We start from the raw sequence: 13,525 nt of genomic DNA on the forward strand, positions 1-13,525 counted from the left end.
CCTTGATTCGCCGACGGCTTTCGCCCGACCTATTCTTTGTACATGAGCCTCAACGAACCAAGGATAAGCATCATGGGCAAACGTCACCCCAACCTTCCCGCCTGGCAATGGCGCCTGTACCCGCACAATCACCAGCACCCGACCAATCTGGTGTTGCACCTGATTGCCGTGCCGCTGTTCATCGTGGCGTTTTTGCTGATGGTCTCGGGGGTGTTCAGCCTGGATCTGGCGAGCTTCGCGATTGGCATTATCGGCCTGATTGCCGCCCTGGGCCTGCAGCGTCACGGTCATAGCCTGGAGGCGCAAGCCTCCGAGCCGTTCAGTGATCGCAAAGACGCGGTATCACGCTTGCTGGTCGAGCAGTTCCTGACCTTCCCCCGGTTTTTCTTCAGTGGCGGCTGGTGGCGCGCCTGGCGCGAACGCCACCGTCGCCATCGCTGATCAGGCGAAAATCGTGACGGTCTGCCGACTCATGGCGATCAACTGACCGTCTTCGCTCCAGAGATTGGCGGCGGCGTGCCCATAGCCGTCAGCGGCATGTTCGATGTCCACCAGGTACTTGCACCAGTCCAGCGTACTCAACACCAGCAACGGCTGGACGAATTCGATGGTCCAGGTGAGCGTGCTGCCTGCCGCCGGTTTCTTCAGATGCGACAACAAGGACGGCGGCCAGGCGTCGACCAGCGCCAGGATATGGGCTTCGCTGACCAACTCGCCCTCCCCATCCCCGCGCAAGCGTACCCAACCACCCATGTCCCGCGATTTGTTACCGGTGAACGGCATGCCACCGACACTCCAGCGCATGGCCAGGTAGCGCATGAATTCCGGGGTCACGCCTTTGATGTACGGCAGTTCCTGACAGTCGTCCCAATGCTTCATCTCAGGAGCCGGGTTGGCCGCGACCACCACTTCGGAGGTTCGCGAAGCGCCGAAGCTGCCCTGGACCAGCGTCACCACCTGCCCCTTCTGCATCGCCCGGCCCAGCACCTGGCTGACGGCTTTGCCTTCGCGCAATACGTCGACTTCAAAACTGACCGGTACATCGGGCTCGACCGGGCCGACAAAGGTGATTGCCAGCGAGCGCACCGGACGATCCGCCGGGACTTTTGCGCGCATGGCTTCGTATTGCAAGGCGGCGATCAGACCACCAAAACTCGCCCGCCCCTGGCCCCACTCAGGTGGAATAGACACTTCCTGCGGCTGGCTGCGAACAGCGTCGAGCAGATCGGAAAAGCGCATGGGAACCTCAGAGACTGGAAAATGGATGGAGCGATCTTAACCAGCCCGCAAGGCCGGCACAGCGCTTATTCCGGCCAAAATTACTGACAGATGGGCCGTGCTCGGCTGGAACCCACATTGGATTCGTGATGGTTTCAGGATTTGAAGCAGGCTCGGCTGAGTTTGTCGAGAACACGGTCGGCGCGCTCTTCGGCCTGGGCCATGGTGGTTTTCCAGACTTCGACACATGGCTGCAAATCAGGCTCTTCCTTGGCGCGGGCCAGCCATTGCCAGCTGTCGTGCCAATCCCCCAAGGCAGCCTGAGCCGACTTCAGCCTGGGCATGGCCGCTTCCGGCAAACGATCCAGTTCGGGATAAGCTTCGATGCCATAACGCGCACGCTTGATCAGCAGGCGCAGACGATGGCGGTCATGGGCGGGATCGTGCAGGGCCTGGTCGAGTTTCTTCCATTGTTTGGCCAGGCGTTTTTCGATGCGCTGGCGCAAGCCCTTGAGCAAACCCTGGCGTTGGGAGGCCCGCAGGAACCGCGGAAAGGCGTCGAGGATCATCAACAACTGGGTCAGCTCCGGGCTCATCGCCACGGCGGGATAAGCCTCAGCCATCCGCGCCATGCGCCGGTGCGCGGCCTCGGGTTGATTGTGCTGGAGCAAGTACGCTGCAAGCACTTCACGATCACGCAACGGTGTGGTCAGTTGGCCGACCCGGGACGACGCTGCTTCCAGTTGTTCTACCCCGGGCAAACCGCGCAAGGGTCGCAGCAGGCTGCGCAATCTGCGCACGGTGGTGCGCAGATCGTGCAGCGCTTCGGGATCGGTGCGGGCACTCAAGCGAGCCTGACAGGCCAGCAAACGGACTTCCAGGCCCAATACTTGAGCCACCAACCGATCAACCACGGCAGACATCGCGTACTCCCTGAATCGAATTACCCTGAGTACGCTCCATCATGCCTCAACGGCCGGCGCGGGACTCACGAATGTAGAAGCGGGCCTTCTCGGCCTTCCTGGTACAACCTTCGTAAGCTTCGAATTGTTGCTGGGTCTTGGCACCGGTCAGCAACGACAGCGCCTTGGAGTAGCTGACAGTCCCGGCGAAACCCTCGGCCTTGGCCAGATCCAGTTCGTGCCAGGCAGCGTCGATCTGGCTACCGCAGCTGTCACGGTAAGCGGTTTTACCGGCACAACCGGCAAGCGCCAACGCAATCAAAGGCACACAAATCCAGGCTTTCATCACTCACACCTCAAAGATAGTAGACAGTCGTGCAGGTAAGACCGCTCTGGCGCGCGAAAAGTGCCTTGGACCCGCAGTGGAAACTATAGCGCTCGCGAGGATACCGACTCGCCTTCGTTGAGTGTCAAAAAACGACGCCAGCTCCCGTCGAACGACCATAGCGATTGAAGCGTGCCCCTCGTTGGGTGCATTGTTGAACCTTGTCAAAGAGGTCGATTCATGAAAAAGCGTGTCGCACTGGTGTTGGGCTCGGGCGGTGCCCGGGGCTACGCCCATATCGGCGTCATTGAAGAGATCGAACGGCGTGGCTACGACATTGCCTGCATCGCCGGTTGCTCCATGGGCGCGGTGGTCGGCGGGATCTATGCCGCCGGCAAACTCGATGATTATCGCGACTGGATCGAGAGCCTGGATTACCTCGACGTGTTGCGTCTGGTGGATGTCAGCTTCCGCCTGGGCGCGATTCGCGGGGAGAAGGTCTTCGGGCAGATCCGCAAGATCGTCGGCGAGATCAATATCGAAGACCTGCGCATCCCCTACACAGCCGTGGCCACGGACCTCACAAACCAGCAGGAAATCTGGTTCCAGGAAGGTTGCCTGCACCAGGCCATGCGTGCGTCGGCGGCGATCCCCAGCCTGTTCACCCCCGTGATGCAGGGCAACCGCATGCTGGTGGACGGCGGCATCCTCAACCCGTTGCCGATCGTGCCGGTGGTGTCGAGCCATTGCGACCTGATCATCGCGGTCAACCTCAACTCCACCAACCAGCGTCATTATCAACTGCCAGTGATCCAGCGCCCGGCGGCATTCAAGACCCGCTTCGACAGCCTGATCAGCTCGCTGGGCTCGAAACTGCCTTTCCGCCGCAAACAGGCGGAGCAATTACTGCTTCTCGAAAAGGAAGCGCTGATGGCAGAAGCGGCCGAGATCAACCCGTGGATCGAATCCGCCCAGCCCGAAGCCCAGCAACCGGCGGCGGCCCCGGAAAGCGACGGCGCACCGAAATCCGCCACCGGGTCGTTCATCATCGACAACGTCGGGCCGGCATCTTTGCTGGACCTGATCAACCAGAGTTTCGAGGTAATGCAGACCTCATTGGCGCAGTACAAGATTGCCGGGTATCCACCGGATATCCTGATCAACGTGCCCAAGCGGGTGTGCCGTTTTTTCGAGTTCTACAAGGCGCCGGAGTTGATCGCGCTGGGGCGGGAGATTGCCCGGGATACACTGGATCGGTATGAGAGTGAGCGCAATGAAGATTGGCGGTAAAGCGTACTGACGATCGTTCCCACGCAGATCGTGGGAGCGATAAACAGAACTAAAGGCTGACTTCACTCAACAACCGATACCCCACCCCCGCCTCGGTGACGATGAACCGCGGCTGAGTCGGATCATCCGCCAGTTTCTGCCGCAAATGCCCGACTACGATCCGCAGATAGTGGCTGTCCTCGGTGTGGGTCGGGCCCCAGATGTCCTTGAGCAATTGCTGCTGGGTGATCACCCGCCCCGGATGCCGCGCCAGTTGCGCCAGCACCGCATATTCCTTGCGCGTTAGCGCCACTTCGGCGCCGTCCAATAGCACCCGGCGATAAGCCAGGTCGACAGTGAGCGGACCGAAATTGAGCGCCGCTTCCTGGGCCTCACCCGTTGGCGCCTGACGCAGCAAGGCGCGCACCCTGGCGAGAAACTCCTGGATGCCGAACGGCTTGGTCACGTAGTCGTTGGCGCCGCCATCCAGCGCCTGGACTTTCTGCCCTTCACTCGCGCGCACCGAGAGCACCAGTACCGGCACCGTCGACCACTCGCGAAACTCGCGCAATACCTGCTGGCCGTCCATGTCCGGCAGGCCGAGGTCGAGCACCAGCAGGTCGGGTTTGTTCAATGCGGCCTGGGCCAGGCCTTCCGAGCCGGTGCCGGCCTCCAGCACTTTGTAGCCTTGGGAGGCGAGGCTGATGCGCAGGAATTTACGGATCTGCGGTTCGTCGTCAATGACCAAAATGGTCGCGGTCTGGCTCATGAATTCACATCAACACAAAGAGGTGGCAAGAGAGTAGCGCAGGCGGGATCAGGCTTCACTGTCCAATCCCGGCTGAGTCTGCAACGGCAAGTGCAGCGTGATGCAGGTGCCGCGCCCTTCGATGCCGTCGGCGACGCTGATCCGCCCGCCATGGGCACCGACCATACCCTGACAGATTGCCAGCCCCAACCCCGTACCCTGCCCGCCACGATCGCCACGAGCAGCGGTGTAGAACATGTCGAAAACCTTCGCCCGTTCCTCTTCCGGAATCCCCGGCCCCTCATCGCTCACCGAAAAAAACAGCTCGCTGTCAGTGGCGCCGGCGCGCAATTCAAGACGTCCGTGGGGCGGTGAGAAACGCGCGGCGTTTTCCAGCACATTGACCAGTGCTTGCTCGATCAACGCGGCATGCACATAGAGCAGCGGCAGTTCGGCCGGCACTTCGGTCACGACGTGCAACGACGCCAGCACCGCGCGCAGACGATTGAGTGCACTGCCGACGATGTCTGCTGGCGATACCCAGTCCCGCGCCAGCTTCAGGGCGCCGTGACCGAGGCGAGTCATGTCCAGCAGGTTTTGGATGTAGCGATCCAGCCGTTCGGCTTCATCGCGGGTGCCTTCGAGCAGTTCGCGACGGTCCGCAAGCGGAATCGCCTCGCCCAGTGCCAACAGGCTGTCGATGCTGCCGCGCATGGAGGTCAACGGCGTGCGCAAATCGTGGGACACCGACGCCAGCAGCGCGCTGCGCAACTGTTCGGTTTCGCCATGCAAGCGCGCGGCCTCAAGGTCATCGGCCAGTTGCGCCCGGGCCAACGCCTGGGCCAACGGTTGGCTCAGCGCGGTCAGCAAGCGCCGACGCTGGCCACTCAGGGTCTGGCCTTCTTTGGCACACACGCCGAGCAATGCCAGCGGCCCGTCGTCCACCGACAATGGCCACCACCACCAACGTCCGAACGGTAAGGTGCCGGTGCCCGCGCCTGCCGGTTGATCGTGTTGCCAGGCCCAATCGGCGGCGGCGCGCTCGGCCTCGGAAAACTCCAGCGGCCCACCGGTTTCGACTTTCCAGCCGCTCTGGCCATCGCGATTAAGCAGGCACAGTTTCAGGTCGCTCCAGCCGTTGAGATGCTGGGCCGCGGCGCTGACCACGGCCTGACGGTCGGTGGCGGCGGTGAGTTTGCGCGACAGGTCGAGCAGTTCGCTGGTCTCTTCCTGAGTGTCGCGCAAGGCTTCCAGTTGCCGCCGTTGCCGCGCGGCAAGGTTACCGGTCAGGGCCGCCATCAGCAGGAAGAACAGCAAGGTCAGCACGTCTTCTTCGCGCTGGATGGCAAATGAGAATTTCGGTGGAATGAACAGAAAGTCATAAGTCAGAAACGACAGCGCCGCACAGGCCAGCGCTGGGCCAAGACTGCTGCGCACCGCCACCAGCAACACCGCCGCAAGGAACACCAACGAAATGTTGGGCAGCGGCAAGACGCTCGACACCGCCCAGGCCAGGGCACTGGCGAGCACCGTCGCCACCAGCGCCAAGGCGTAGTCGAACCACACCAGCGACTGCACCGAACGCTGACGTGGCTGATGCTGTTCGTGATCGCTGTCGAGCACGTTGATTTCCAGCCCGCGAGCATCGCGCAGCAAGCGCGACGCCAGACCGCCGCCGAACAACCGTCGACGCAAACGCTGGCGTGACTGGCCCACCAGCACCAGGCTGGCGCGACGTTCGGCGGCGTGCTGGATCAGGGTTTTCGCCACCTCACCGGCGCGCAGCAACACCACTTCGCCACCGAGGCGTTCGGCCAGTTGCTGGGCACTTTGCAGGCGCAGGCGCGACTGTTCGTCACGCACCCGGCCGTTGTCCACATGCACCAGGCTCCATGGCAGATGCCGCCGCTGGGCGACGCGACTGGCGTGACGCACCAGACGCTCGGCCTGCGCATCGCCATCGACGCCCACCAGCAAGCGACCACGCACCGCTGGCGCCGCTTGCCCCAACTGGCGATACCCCTGCGCCAGATCGTTATCGACCTGAGCGGCAGCGGTTTGCATCGCCAGTTCGCGCAGGGCGGTGAGGTTGGTCTGGGTGAAGAACGCATCGATGGCCGCCCGCGCCTGCTCCGGCACGTAGACTTTGCCGTCGCGCAGACGCTCCAGCAACTCGCGCGGCGGCAGGTCGATCAGCAGCAGTTCGTAGGCTTCTTGCAACACCCAGTCCGGCAGGGTTTCACGCACCTGTACGCCGGTGATACCGCGCACCTGATCGTTGAGGCTTTCCAGATGCTGGACGTTGACCGTGGTGAACACGTCGATGCCGGCAGCCAGCAATTCCTGGATGTCTTGCCAGCGTTTGGTGTGACGGCTGCCGGGGGCATTGGTGTGGGCCAGTTCGTCGACCAGCACCAGTTTCGGTTTGGCGGCGAGCAAGCCATCGAGGTCCATTTCTTCGAGCATCACGCCACGGTATTCCGAGCGCACCAACGGCTGCTGCGGTAAACCGGCGAGGAGTGCTTCGGTTTCGGCGCGGCCATGGGTTTCGACCACCCCGGCCAGGACTTTCACGCCCTGGCGCAGTTGAGTGTGGGCGGCCTGGAGCATGGCGTAGGTCTTGCCGACCCCCGGAGCGGCGCCCAGGAACACCTTGAGCCGGCCGCGGCCATCGCGGGGCAGGTCTGCTAACAGCGCGTCGGCGCGGCCGGAGTCACTCATCTGTCATTGCCTTGTTCACTTTGTTGATCGTTCCCACGCTCTGCGTGGGAATGCAGCCAGGGACGCTCCGCGTCCCAGTCGAAGCGGACGCAGAGCGTCCATAGATGCATTCCCACGCAGAGCGAGGGAACGATCCTTCCAACCTTCCAACCTTTACAACTTTTCCAGCGCCGCATTCAACTCAAACACATTCACCACCGGCGGCCCCACCAACGGCCGCTCGATGTGCGCATCCAGCAGTTGTTCAAGCGTAGACACCGGCAGATTGCGCGCTGCCGCGACACGCGCCAGTTGATAGGTAATCGACTCTGGTGGCAAGTGCGGATCGAGGCCGCTGCCGGAGGTGGTCAGCATGGCCAACGGCACCGGTCCCTGCCCGGCCACCTGCAGCTTATTGGCCTCCTCGATCACCCGAGTGGCCAGCGCCGGATTACTCGGCGAAAGGTTGCTGGCGCTGCTCGACACAGTGGCAAAGGCACCGGCCGATGGCCGTGGGTGGAACCAGGCGTCGCCGACAAAATCCTGGGCAATCAGCGACGAGCCACGGACCTTGCCGTCGGCGTCGCGCACCAGGCTGCCATTGGCCTGGTCCGGGAAGGCAACCTGGGCAACGCCGGTCACCACCAAGGGGTAAGCGACGCCGGTGATCAGGGTCATCAGCACCAGCAGGCTCAGGGCCGGACGTATCAGTGTGGACATTTCAAAATCCTCGATTCGAAGAATACTCATCACTTAGAAGGCACACACATCACCTGTGGCGAGGGAGCTTGCTCCCGCTCGGCTGCGCAGCAGTCGTAAACCCGGTGAACGCGGTGCCCTGAATAAACATTGGGCCTGAGGTGGGGCCGCTTCGCAGCCCAGCGGGAGCAAGCTCCCTCGCCACAAAAAGCCCCTGCCTCAAACAACAACCGCTAAACCAGATGCAACGCCGTCAACAGCATGTCGATCGCCTTGATGCCCACGAACGGCACCAGAATCCCGCCCAGTCCATAGATCAGCAGATTGCGTCGCAACAACGCCGCCGCACTCGCCGCCTGCACCCGCACACCGCGCAGCGCCAGTGGAATCAGCACCACAATGATCAGGGCGTTGAACACGATCGCCGACAGAATCGCGCTCTGCGGACTGCTCAGGTGCATGACGTTGAGCACACCCAATTGCGGGTAGATCGAGGCGAACAGCGCCGGCAGGATCGCGAAGTATTTGGCCACGTCGTTGGCGATGGAAAAGGTGGTCAGCGCACCACGGGTCACCAGCAATTCCTTGCCGATCTGCACCACGTCCAACAGCTTGGTCGGGTCGCTGTCGAGGTCGACCATGTTCGCCGCTTCCCGCGCAGCTTGCGTGCCGTCGTTCATCGCCATGCCCACGTCCGCCTGGGCCAGGGCCGGGGCGTCGTTGGCACCGTCGCCGCACATGGCAACCAGCCGACCGTCGTTCTGCTCATGGCGAATGCGCGCCAGTTTCTTCTCCGGCGTGGCTTCGGCCAGCACGTCATCCACACCGGCTTCGGCAGCAATCGCGGCGGCGGTCAGCGGGTTGTCGCCGGTAACCATGACCGTGCGAATCCCCAGCTTGCGCAGTTCGGCGAAACGCTCGCGGATGCCGGGTTTGACCACGTCCTTCAGATGAATCACACCGAGCAATTTGCCGTCGGCGCACACCAGCAGAGGCGTACCACCGCTCTGGGCGATCTTGTCGATTTCCCGGGACAGGGCGGGAGCCAGATCAGCGCGTTTCAGGCCGACGAAATTCAGCAGCGAATCCACCGCGCCCTTGCGATAGACCCGGCCCTGATAGTCGACACCGGACAGGCGGGTTTCAGCGCTGAACGGCACGGCGGTCAGTACTTCGGGGGACGGTTCGGGGTGCGAGTGAAGACCACGCAGGTACTCGACGATGGATTTGCCTTCAGCGGTGTCATCGGCCAGAGAGGCGAACAACGCGCCTTCGGCCAGTTCCTTGGCGCTGACGCCTGGTGCGGCATAAACCGCGCTGCAGCGACGGTTACCGAAGGTGATGGTGCCGGTCTTGTCCAGCAGCAGGACGTGCACGTCCCCCGCCGCTTCCACGGCACGACCGGATTTGGCGATCACGTTCAGGCGCACCAGACGGTCCATCCCGGCGATACCGATGGCCGACAGCAAGCCACCAATGGTGGTCGGAATCAGCGTGACCAACAACGCCACCAAGAACACCAGCGGAAGGTTACCGTTGGCGAAGTGGGCGAACGGTTGCAGGGTCACCACCACCAACAGGAAGATCAGGGTCAGGCCGATCAGCAGGATATCCAGCGCGACTTCGTTCGGGGTTTTCTGGCGTTTGGCACCTTCGACCAGGGCGATCATGCGGTCGAGGGTCGACTCGCCGGGGTTGGCGGTGATGCGCACCAGCAGCCAGTCCGACACCAGTCGAGTGTTGCCGGTGACGGCCGAACGGTCGCCGCCGGACTCGCGAATAACGGGCGCCGACTCACCGGTAATCGCCGCTTCGTTGACCGCCGCGATGCCTTCGATCACCTCGCCGTCGCCGGGAATCATCTCCCCCGCTTCGACGCGCACCACGTCGCCCTTACGCAGGCTACTGGCGGGCACTACCTGAAAGCTGCCATTGGCGCTTTTGCGCCGGGCGCTCAAGCCAACGCTGCCGGCCTTGAGACTGTCGGCGCGGGCCTTGCCGCGACCTTCGGCCAACGCTTCGGCGAAGTTGGCGAACAGTACGGTGAACCACAGCCACAACGCGATTTGCGCGGCAACGAAGGTCGGCACGGCGCTGTCGGGAATGAAACACAGCACGGTGGTGAGGACGGCGGTCAGTTCCACCACCAGCATCACCGGCGCACGCTGCAATTGCCGTGGGTCGAGCTTGACGAACGCTTGCACCAGCGCCGGACGCCAGAGGGCCGAGATCGCAGTTTTCGGTTGTTCCGGCGCTTTGGCGGCGACGGTTTTGGTAACGGGCATATTCATCATTAGATCCTCAGAAGCCCATGCTCAAGTGTTCAGCAATCGGACCCAGCGCCAGTGTCGGCAAGAAGGTCAAACCACCCACCAGCAAAATGGTCACGGTCAGCAAGGTCACGAACAGCGGGCCATGGGTGGGGAAGCTGTTCTGGCCAATCGGCGCGGTTTTCTTCATCGCCAGGCTGCCGGCAAGGGCCAGCACCGGAAGGATGTAACCGAAGCGCCCGATCAACATGCCCAGCCCCAGCATCAGGTTGTGGAACGCAGTGTTGGCACCGAAGCCGCCGAAGGCAGAGCCGTTGTTGGCACTGGCCGAGGTGTAGGCGTAAAGCAACTGACTGAAACCATGAGCACCGGGGTTGCTCACCGCCGCCACCGGGCCTGGCAGGCTGGCGGCAATCGCGCCGAGCACCAGCACGCCCACCGGCATCACCAGCAAGGTCACCACCAGCAGCTGAACTTCCCGGGCTTGCAGTTTCTTGCCGAGGTATTCCGGCGTACGGCCGATCATCAGGCCGGCGAGGAACACCGCGATCAATACGTTGAGCAACATGCCGTAGAGCCCGGCACCGACGCCGCCGAAGATCACTTCGCCGACCATCATGTTGACCATCGCGACCATGCCACTCAGCGGGTTGAGGCTGTCGTGCATGCCGTTGACCGAACCGTTGGACGCTGCGGTAGTGGTCACCGACCACAGCACGGTGGCGGTGGTGCCGAAACGCGCTTCCTTGCCTTCCAGCGGCGCGGTCTGTTCGACGGCGACGTTGGCCAGGGTCGGATTGGGTTGGTATTCAGCCCACAGCGAAGTCGCGCCGCCGATCAAAAATAGCGCCAGCATGCAGGCGATAATCGCGCGGCTCTGACGCAGGTCTTTCACGTAATGGCCGAAGGTGAACACCAGCGCCACCGGGATCAAAATGATCGAGGCGACTTCGAACAGGTTGCTCCAGGCCGTCGGGTTCTCGAACGGATGCGCCGAGTTGACGCCGAAGAAGCCGCCGCCGTTGGTGCCCAGTTGCTTGATCGCAATCTGGCTGGCGGCCGGGCCGAGCGGGATCACCTGATCGACGCCCTGCATCGTTACGGCATTCACATATTGCGCGAAGGTTTGTGGCACGCCCTGCCACACCAGGTACAGCGCCAGCAGCAAGCACAGAGGCAGCAGGCCGTAGAGGGTGGCGCGAGTCATGTCGACCCAGAAGTTACCGAGGGTTTTGGTCGACTTGCGACCAATGCCGCGACACAGTGCAACCAGAACCGCCAGACCGGTGGCGGCGCTGACGAAGTTCTGCACGGTGAGACCAACCATCTGGCTCAAGTAGCTCAGGGATGCTTCGCCACTGTAGGACTGCCAATTGGTATTGGTCATGAAGCTGACAGCGGTATTGAACGCCAGCGTCCACTCCTGGCCGGGCAGGTTTTGCGGGTTCAGTGGCAAGTGATCCTGGAACATCAGGATCGCGAACAACAGCAAAAAGCCCGCGAGGTTGAAGGCGAGCAAGGCCAGGGTGTATTTCTGCCAACTCTGTTCGGCCTGCGGATCGACACCGGCCACCCGATAGCAGCCACGCTCCACCGGGCCGAGAATCGGCGAAAGCCAGGTACGCTGCCCTTCCATCACCTTGTAGTAGAAGCGCCCCAGAAACGGTGCCGGAATCAGCACCACGGCGAAGAAGGCGAGGATCAGCCAATAGTCATAACTGTGCATAGCCGCTCCTAGTTCCGGTCCGCGCGCAACAGCGCAACCAACAGATAAATGAACAGCCCCACTGCCAATAGCAGTGACACTCCGTCCAGAACGCTCATGGAAGTTCTCCGTGTTACGGCGTATTGCCGCGTGTGGAGTGATTGTCGGCAGGGAGGCTGTAAAGGCGCGAGATCGAGGGGTGCGGCGGGGCATAAAGAATGTGTAAAGAGTAACGCTGTTCACTTAAGCGCGATTCTTCAGTCATGCCTACCTTTGTGGCGAGCGAGCTTGCTCGCGTTGGGCTGCGCAGCGGCCCCAAAAACCTGATAACAATCGCCGATTTTTGTGAGCGCTACGCATTCAAGCGGGAGCAAGCTCCCTCGCCACGGGTTACTCACTGACTCAAGACTCTTAGGTGAATAGCATTCATCTTCAGTTTCACCGAGCTGACCACCGCGATTCCCCATGCCGGCGGTCCCTTTGCCTACAGCCGCCGTGCCTTTGGCGAGAAAGGTGGGTTGATTGCCGGGTTGGCGACGCTGATCGAATTAGTCTTCGCGCCACCGACGATTGCCTTGGCGATCGGCGCCTATCTGAACGTGCAGTTTCCCGCCCTGGACCCGAAACACGCAGCGGTCGGGGCGTACATCGTGTTCATGGGCGTGGTCGCCCCGGCGTTCAGTTTCAGCAACTTCGCCCTCAACGGCTGGGCCGGCTCTGATGTGTTCGGTGCGCCGGCGATTGCCGGGATGTTCGCGGCGATCCCGTTCGCCATCTGGTTCTTCCTGGCCATCGAAGGCGCGGCCATGGCCGCCGAAGAAGCCAAGGATCCGAAACGCACGATTCCAAAGGCCTACATCAGCGGCATCCTGACCCTGGTGCTGCTGGCGATGGGCGTGATGTTCTTTGCCGGGGGTGTCGGCGACTGGCGCACCCTGTCGAACATCAACGATCCGCTGCCGCAAGCGATGAAAGCCGTGGTTGGCGAAAGCTCCAGCTGGTTGCACATGCTGGTGAGGATCGGCCTGTTCGGCCTGGTGGCGAGTTTCCACGGGATCATCCTCGGCTACTCGCGGCAGTTCTTCGCCCTCGCCCGGGCCGGTTACTTGCCGGCATCGCTGGCCAAACTGTCGCGTTTCCAGACCCCGCACCGGGCAATCATCGCCGGTGGCGTGATCGGCATCGCGGCGATCTACAGTGACGGCTTGATCTTCCTCGGCTTCATGGCAGTGGGTTTCGTGTACTTCATGCTGACCGCGCAACTGCGTGCCGATGCGCCGGCGGATGCGATGTTGACCGGGCTCTAAACAGCCGCAGTGCTGCTGTCGGATCAGGCATAGAATGGAACCACTGCGAAATTCCATCGCTCAAAAGTGGTATGCAGGATCGGTTGGCAAAACCCTTGTCCACCGGTCTGCCCTTAAGGAGAACTCCTATGCCCTGGTATGCCTGGTTGATTCTGATCGTTGCCATCGGCTCGATCGTTGGCGGTTTGATGATGCTGCGTGACACCGCCAACAAGGTCGAATTGACTGAAGAGCAACGTAAGCGCGTCGCCGAACGCAACGCGGAAGCGGATGCCAAGGATGCGCAGGACCGCTGACCGCGCAGCACCTGTAGGAGCGGGGGGGGGGGGGGGGGGGGGGGGGGGGGGGGGGGGGGGGGGGGGGGGGGGGGGGGGGGGGGGGG

12 protein-coding genes and 1 pseudogene are annotated in these 13,525 nt (G+C 62.4%); 4 read left to right on the forward strand and 9 right to left on the reverse strand.

What is annotated here, in order from left to right; all coding sequences use genetic code 11:
* Positions 1–72 precede the first annotated feature (72 nt).
* Complete coding sequence (locus AC07V0_RS28720) at positions 73–441, forward strand: Mpo1-like protein (RefSeq protein WP_018929808.1); 369 nt, start codon at positions 73–75, stop codon at positions 439–441.
* Here the strand turns inward: AC07V0_RS28720 and AC07V0_RS28725 are convergent, their stop codons facing one another.
* From AC07V0_RS28725 to AC07V0_RS28735, 3 genes are all read right to left on the reverse strand, one after another.
* A complete protein-coding gene (locus AC07V0_RS28725) occupies positions 442–1,239 on the reverse strand; it encodes an acyl-CoA thioesterase (protein WP_192350965.1) in 798 nt (265 codons plus the stop codon). It lies immediately after the preceding gene.
* Between the two features lie 134 nt (positions 1,240–1,373).
* Positions 1,374–2,141, reverse strand: coding sequence for a CHAD domain-containing protein (locus AC07V0_RS28730; RefSeq protein WP_064616708.1), 768 nt, complete (start codon positions 2,139–2,141; stop codon positions 1,374–1,376).
* Between the two features lie 46 nt (positions 2,142–2,187).
* Positions 2,188–2,466 (reverse strand): hypothetical protein, encoded by a 279-nt coding sequence (locus AC07V0_RS28735; RefSeq protein ID WP_111454876.1) that lies wholly within the window; start codon positions 2,464–2,466, stop codon positions 2,188–2,190.
* Between the two features lie 219 nt (positions 2,467–2,685).
* Here AC07V0_RS28735 and AC07V0_RS28740 point away from each other — a divergent pair, with 219 nt between their 5' ends.
* Positions 2,686–3,735, forward strand: coding sequence for a patatin-like phospholipase family protein (locus AC07V0_RS28740; RefSeq protein WP_018929812.1), 1,050 nt, complete (start codon positions 2,686–2,688; stop codon positions 3,733–3,735).
* Between the two features lie 49 nt (positions 3,736–3,784).
* On the opposite strand, the gene AC07V0_RS28745 is transcribed toward AC07V0_RS28740, so the two are convergent.
* The 6 genes from AC07V0_RS28745 to kdpF form a co-directional block, all read right to left on the reverse strand.
* Entirely contained in the window at positions 3,785–4,483 is a 699-nt protein-coding gene (locus AC07V0_RS28745) for a response regulator (RefSeq protein WP_086944657.1), read from the reverse strand.
* Positions 4,484–4,531: 48 nt separating this feature from the next.
* A complete protein-coding gene (locus AC07V0_RS28750) occupies positions 4,532–7,183 on the reverse strand; it encodes a DUF4118 domain-containing protein (protein WP_064616702.1) in 2,652 nt (883 codons plus the stop codon).
* A 153-nt stretch (positions 7,184–7,336) separates the two neighbouring features.
* Positions 7,337–7,882 (reverse strand): potassium-transporting ATPase subunit KdpC, encoded by a 546-nt coding sequence (kdpC, locus tag AC07V0_RS28755; RefSeq protein ID WP_064616700.1) that lies wholly within the window; start codon positions 7,880–7,882, stop codon positions 7,337–7,339.
* 212 nt (positions 7,883–8,094) lie between these two features.
* Positions 8,095–10,152, reverse strand: a complete 2,058-nt coding sequence (gene kdpB, locus AC07V0_RS28760; protein WP_495020127.1) for a potassium-transporting ATPase subunit KdpB — start codon at positions 10,150–10,152, stop codon at positions 8,095–8,097.
* A gap of 10 nt (positions 10,153–10,162) precedes the next feature.
* The gene (gene kdpA, locus AC07V0_RS28765) at positions 10,163–11,857 is read right to left on the reverse strand and encodes a potassium-transporting ATPase subunit KdpA (protein WP_018929817.1); all 1,695 of its coding nucleotides are present in this window, start codon (positions 11,855–11,857) and stop codon (positions 10,163–10,165) included.
* 8 nt (positions 11,858–11,865) lie between these two features.
* Positions 11,866–11,955 (reverse strand): K(+)-transporting ATPase subunit F, encoded by a 90-nt coding sequence (gene kdpF / locus AC07V0_RS28770; RefSeq protein WP_007899818.1) that lies wholly within the window; start codon positions 11,953–11,955, stop codon positions 11,866–11,868.
* A gap of 306 nt (positions 11,956–12,261) precedes the next feature.
* Between kdpF and AC07V0_RS28775 the strand changes: the two are divergent.
* Positions 12,262–13,143: pseudogene (locus AC07V0_RS28775) on the forward strand (amino acid permease); the annotation flags it as partial.
* A 128-nt stretch (positions 13,144–13,271) separates the two neighbouring features.
* Complete coding sequence (locus AC07V0_RS28780) at positions 13,272–13,439, forward strand: DUF2897 family protein (protein ID WP_008006000.1); 168 nt, start codon at positions 13,272–13,274, stop codon at positions 13,437–13,439.
* Positions 13,440–13,525 lie beyond the last annotated feature (86 nt).

It is taken from the genome of Pseudomonas sp. GW821-FHT01E10, from assembly GCF_059422365.1.

Coding starts and splice junctions, on each gene's coding strand:
- AC07V0_RS28720 (WP_018929808.1), top strand. CDS start 73: ATGGGCAAACGTCACCCCAACCTTCCCGCCTGGCAATGGCGCCTGTAC.
- AC07V0_RS28725 (WP_192350965.1), bottom strand. CDS start 1,239: ATGCGCTTTTCCGATCTGCTCGACGCTGTTCGCAGCCAGCCGCAGGAA.
- AC07V0_RS28730 (WP_064616708.1), bottom strand. CDS start 2,141: ATGTCTGCCGTGGTTGATCGGTTGGTGGCTCAAGTATTGGGCCTGGAA.
- AC07V0_RS28735 (WP_111454876.1), bottom strand. CDS start 2,466: ATGAAAGCCTGGATTTGTGTGCCTTTGATTGCGTTGGCGCTTGCCGGT.
- AC07V0_RS28740 (WP_018929812.1), top strand. CDS start 2,686: ATGAAAAAGCGTGTCGCACTGGTGTTGGGCTCGGGCGGTGCCCGGGGC.
- AC07V0_RS28745 (WP_086944657.1), bottom strand. CDS start 4,483: ATGAGCCAGACCGCGACCATTTTGGTCATTGACGACGAACCGCAGATC.
- AC07V0_RS28750 (WP_064616702.1), bottom strand. CDS start 7,183: ATGAGTGACTCCGGCCGCGCCGACGCGCTGTTAGCAGACCTGCCCCGC.
- kdpC (WP_064616700.1), bottom strand. CDS start 7,882: ATGTCCACACTGATACGTCCGGCCCTGAGCCTGCTGGTGCTGATGACC.
- kdpB (WP_495020127.1), bottom strand. CDS start 10,152: ATGAATATGCCCGTTACCAAAACCGTCGCCGCCAAAGCGCCGGAACAA.
- kdpA (WP_018929817.1), bottom strand. CDS start 11,857: ATGCACAGTTATGACTATTGGCTGATCCTCGCCTTCTTCGCCGTGGTG.
- kdpF (WP_007899818.1), bottom strand. CDS start 11,955: ATGAGCGTTCTGGACGGAGTGTCACTGCTATTGGCAGTGGGGCTGTTC.
- AC07V0_RS28780 (WP_008006000.1), top strand. CDS start 13,272: ATGCCCTGGTATGCCTGGTTGATTCTGATCGTTGCCATCGGCTCGATC.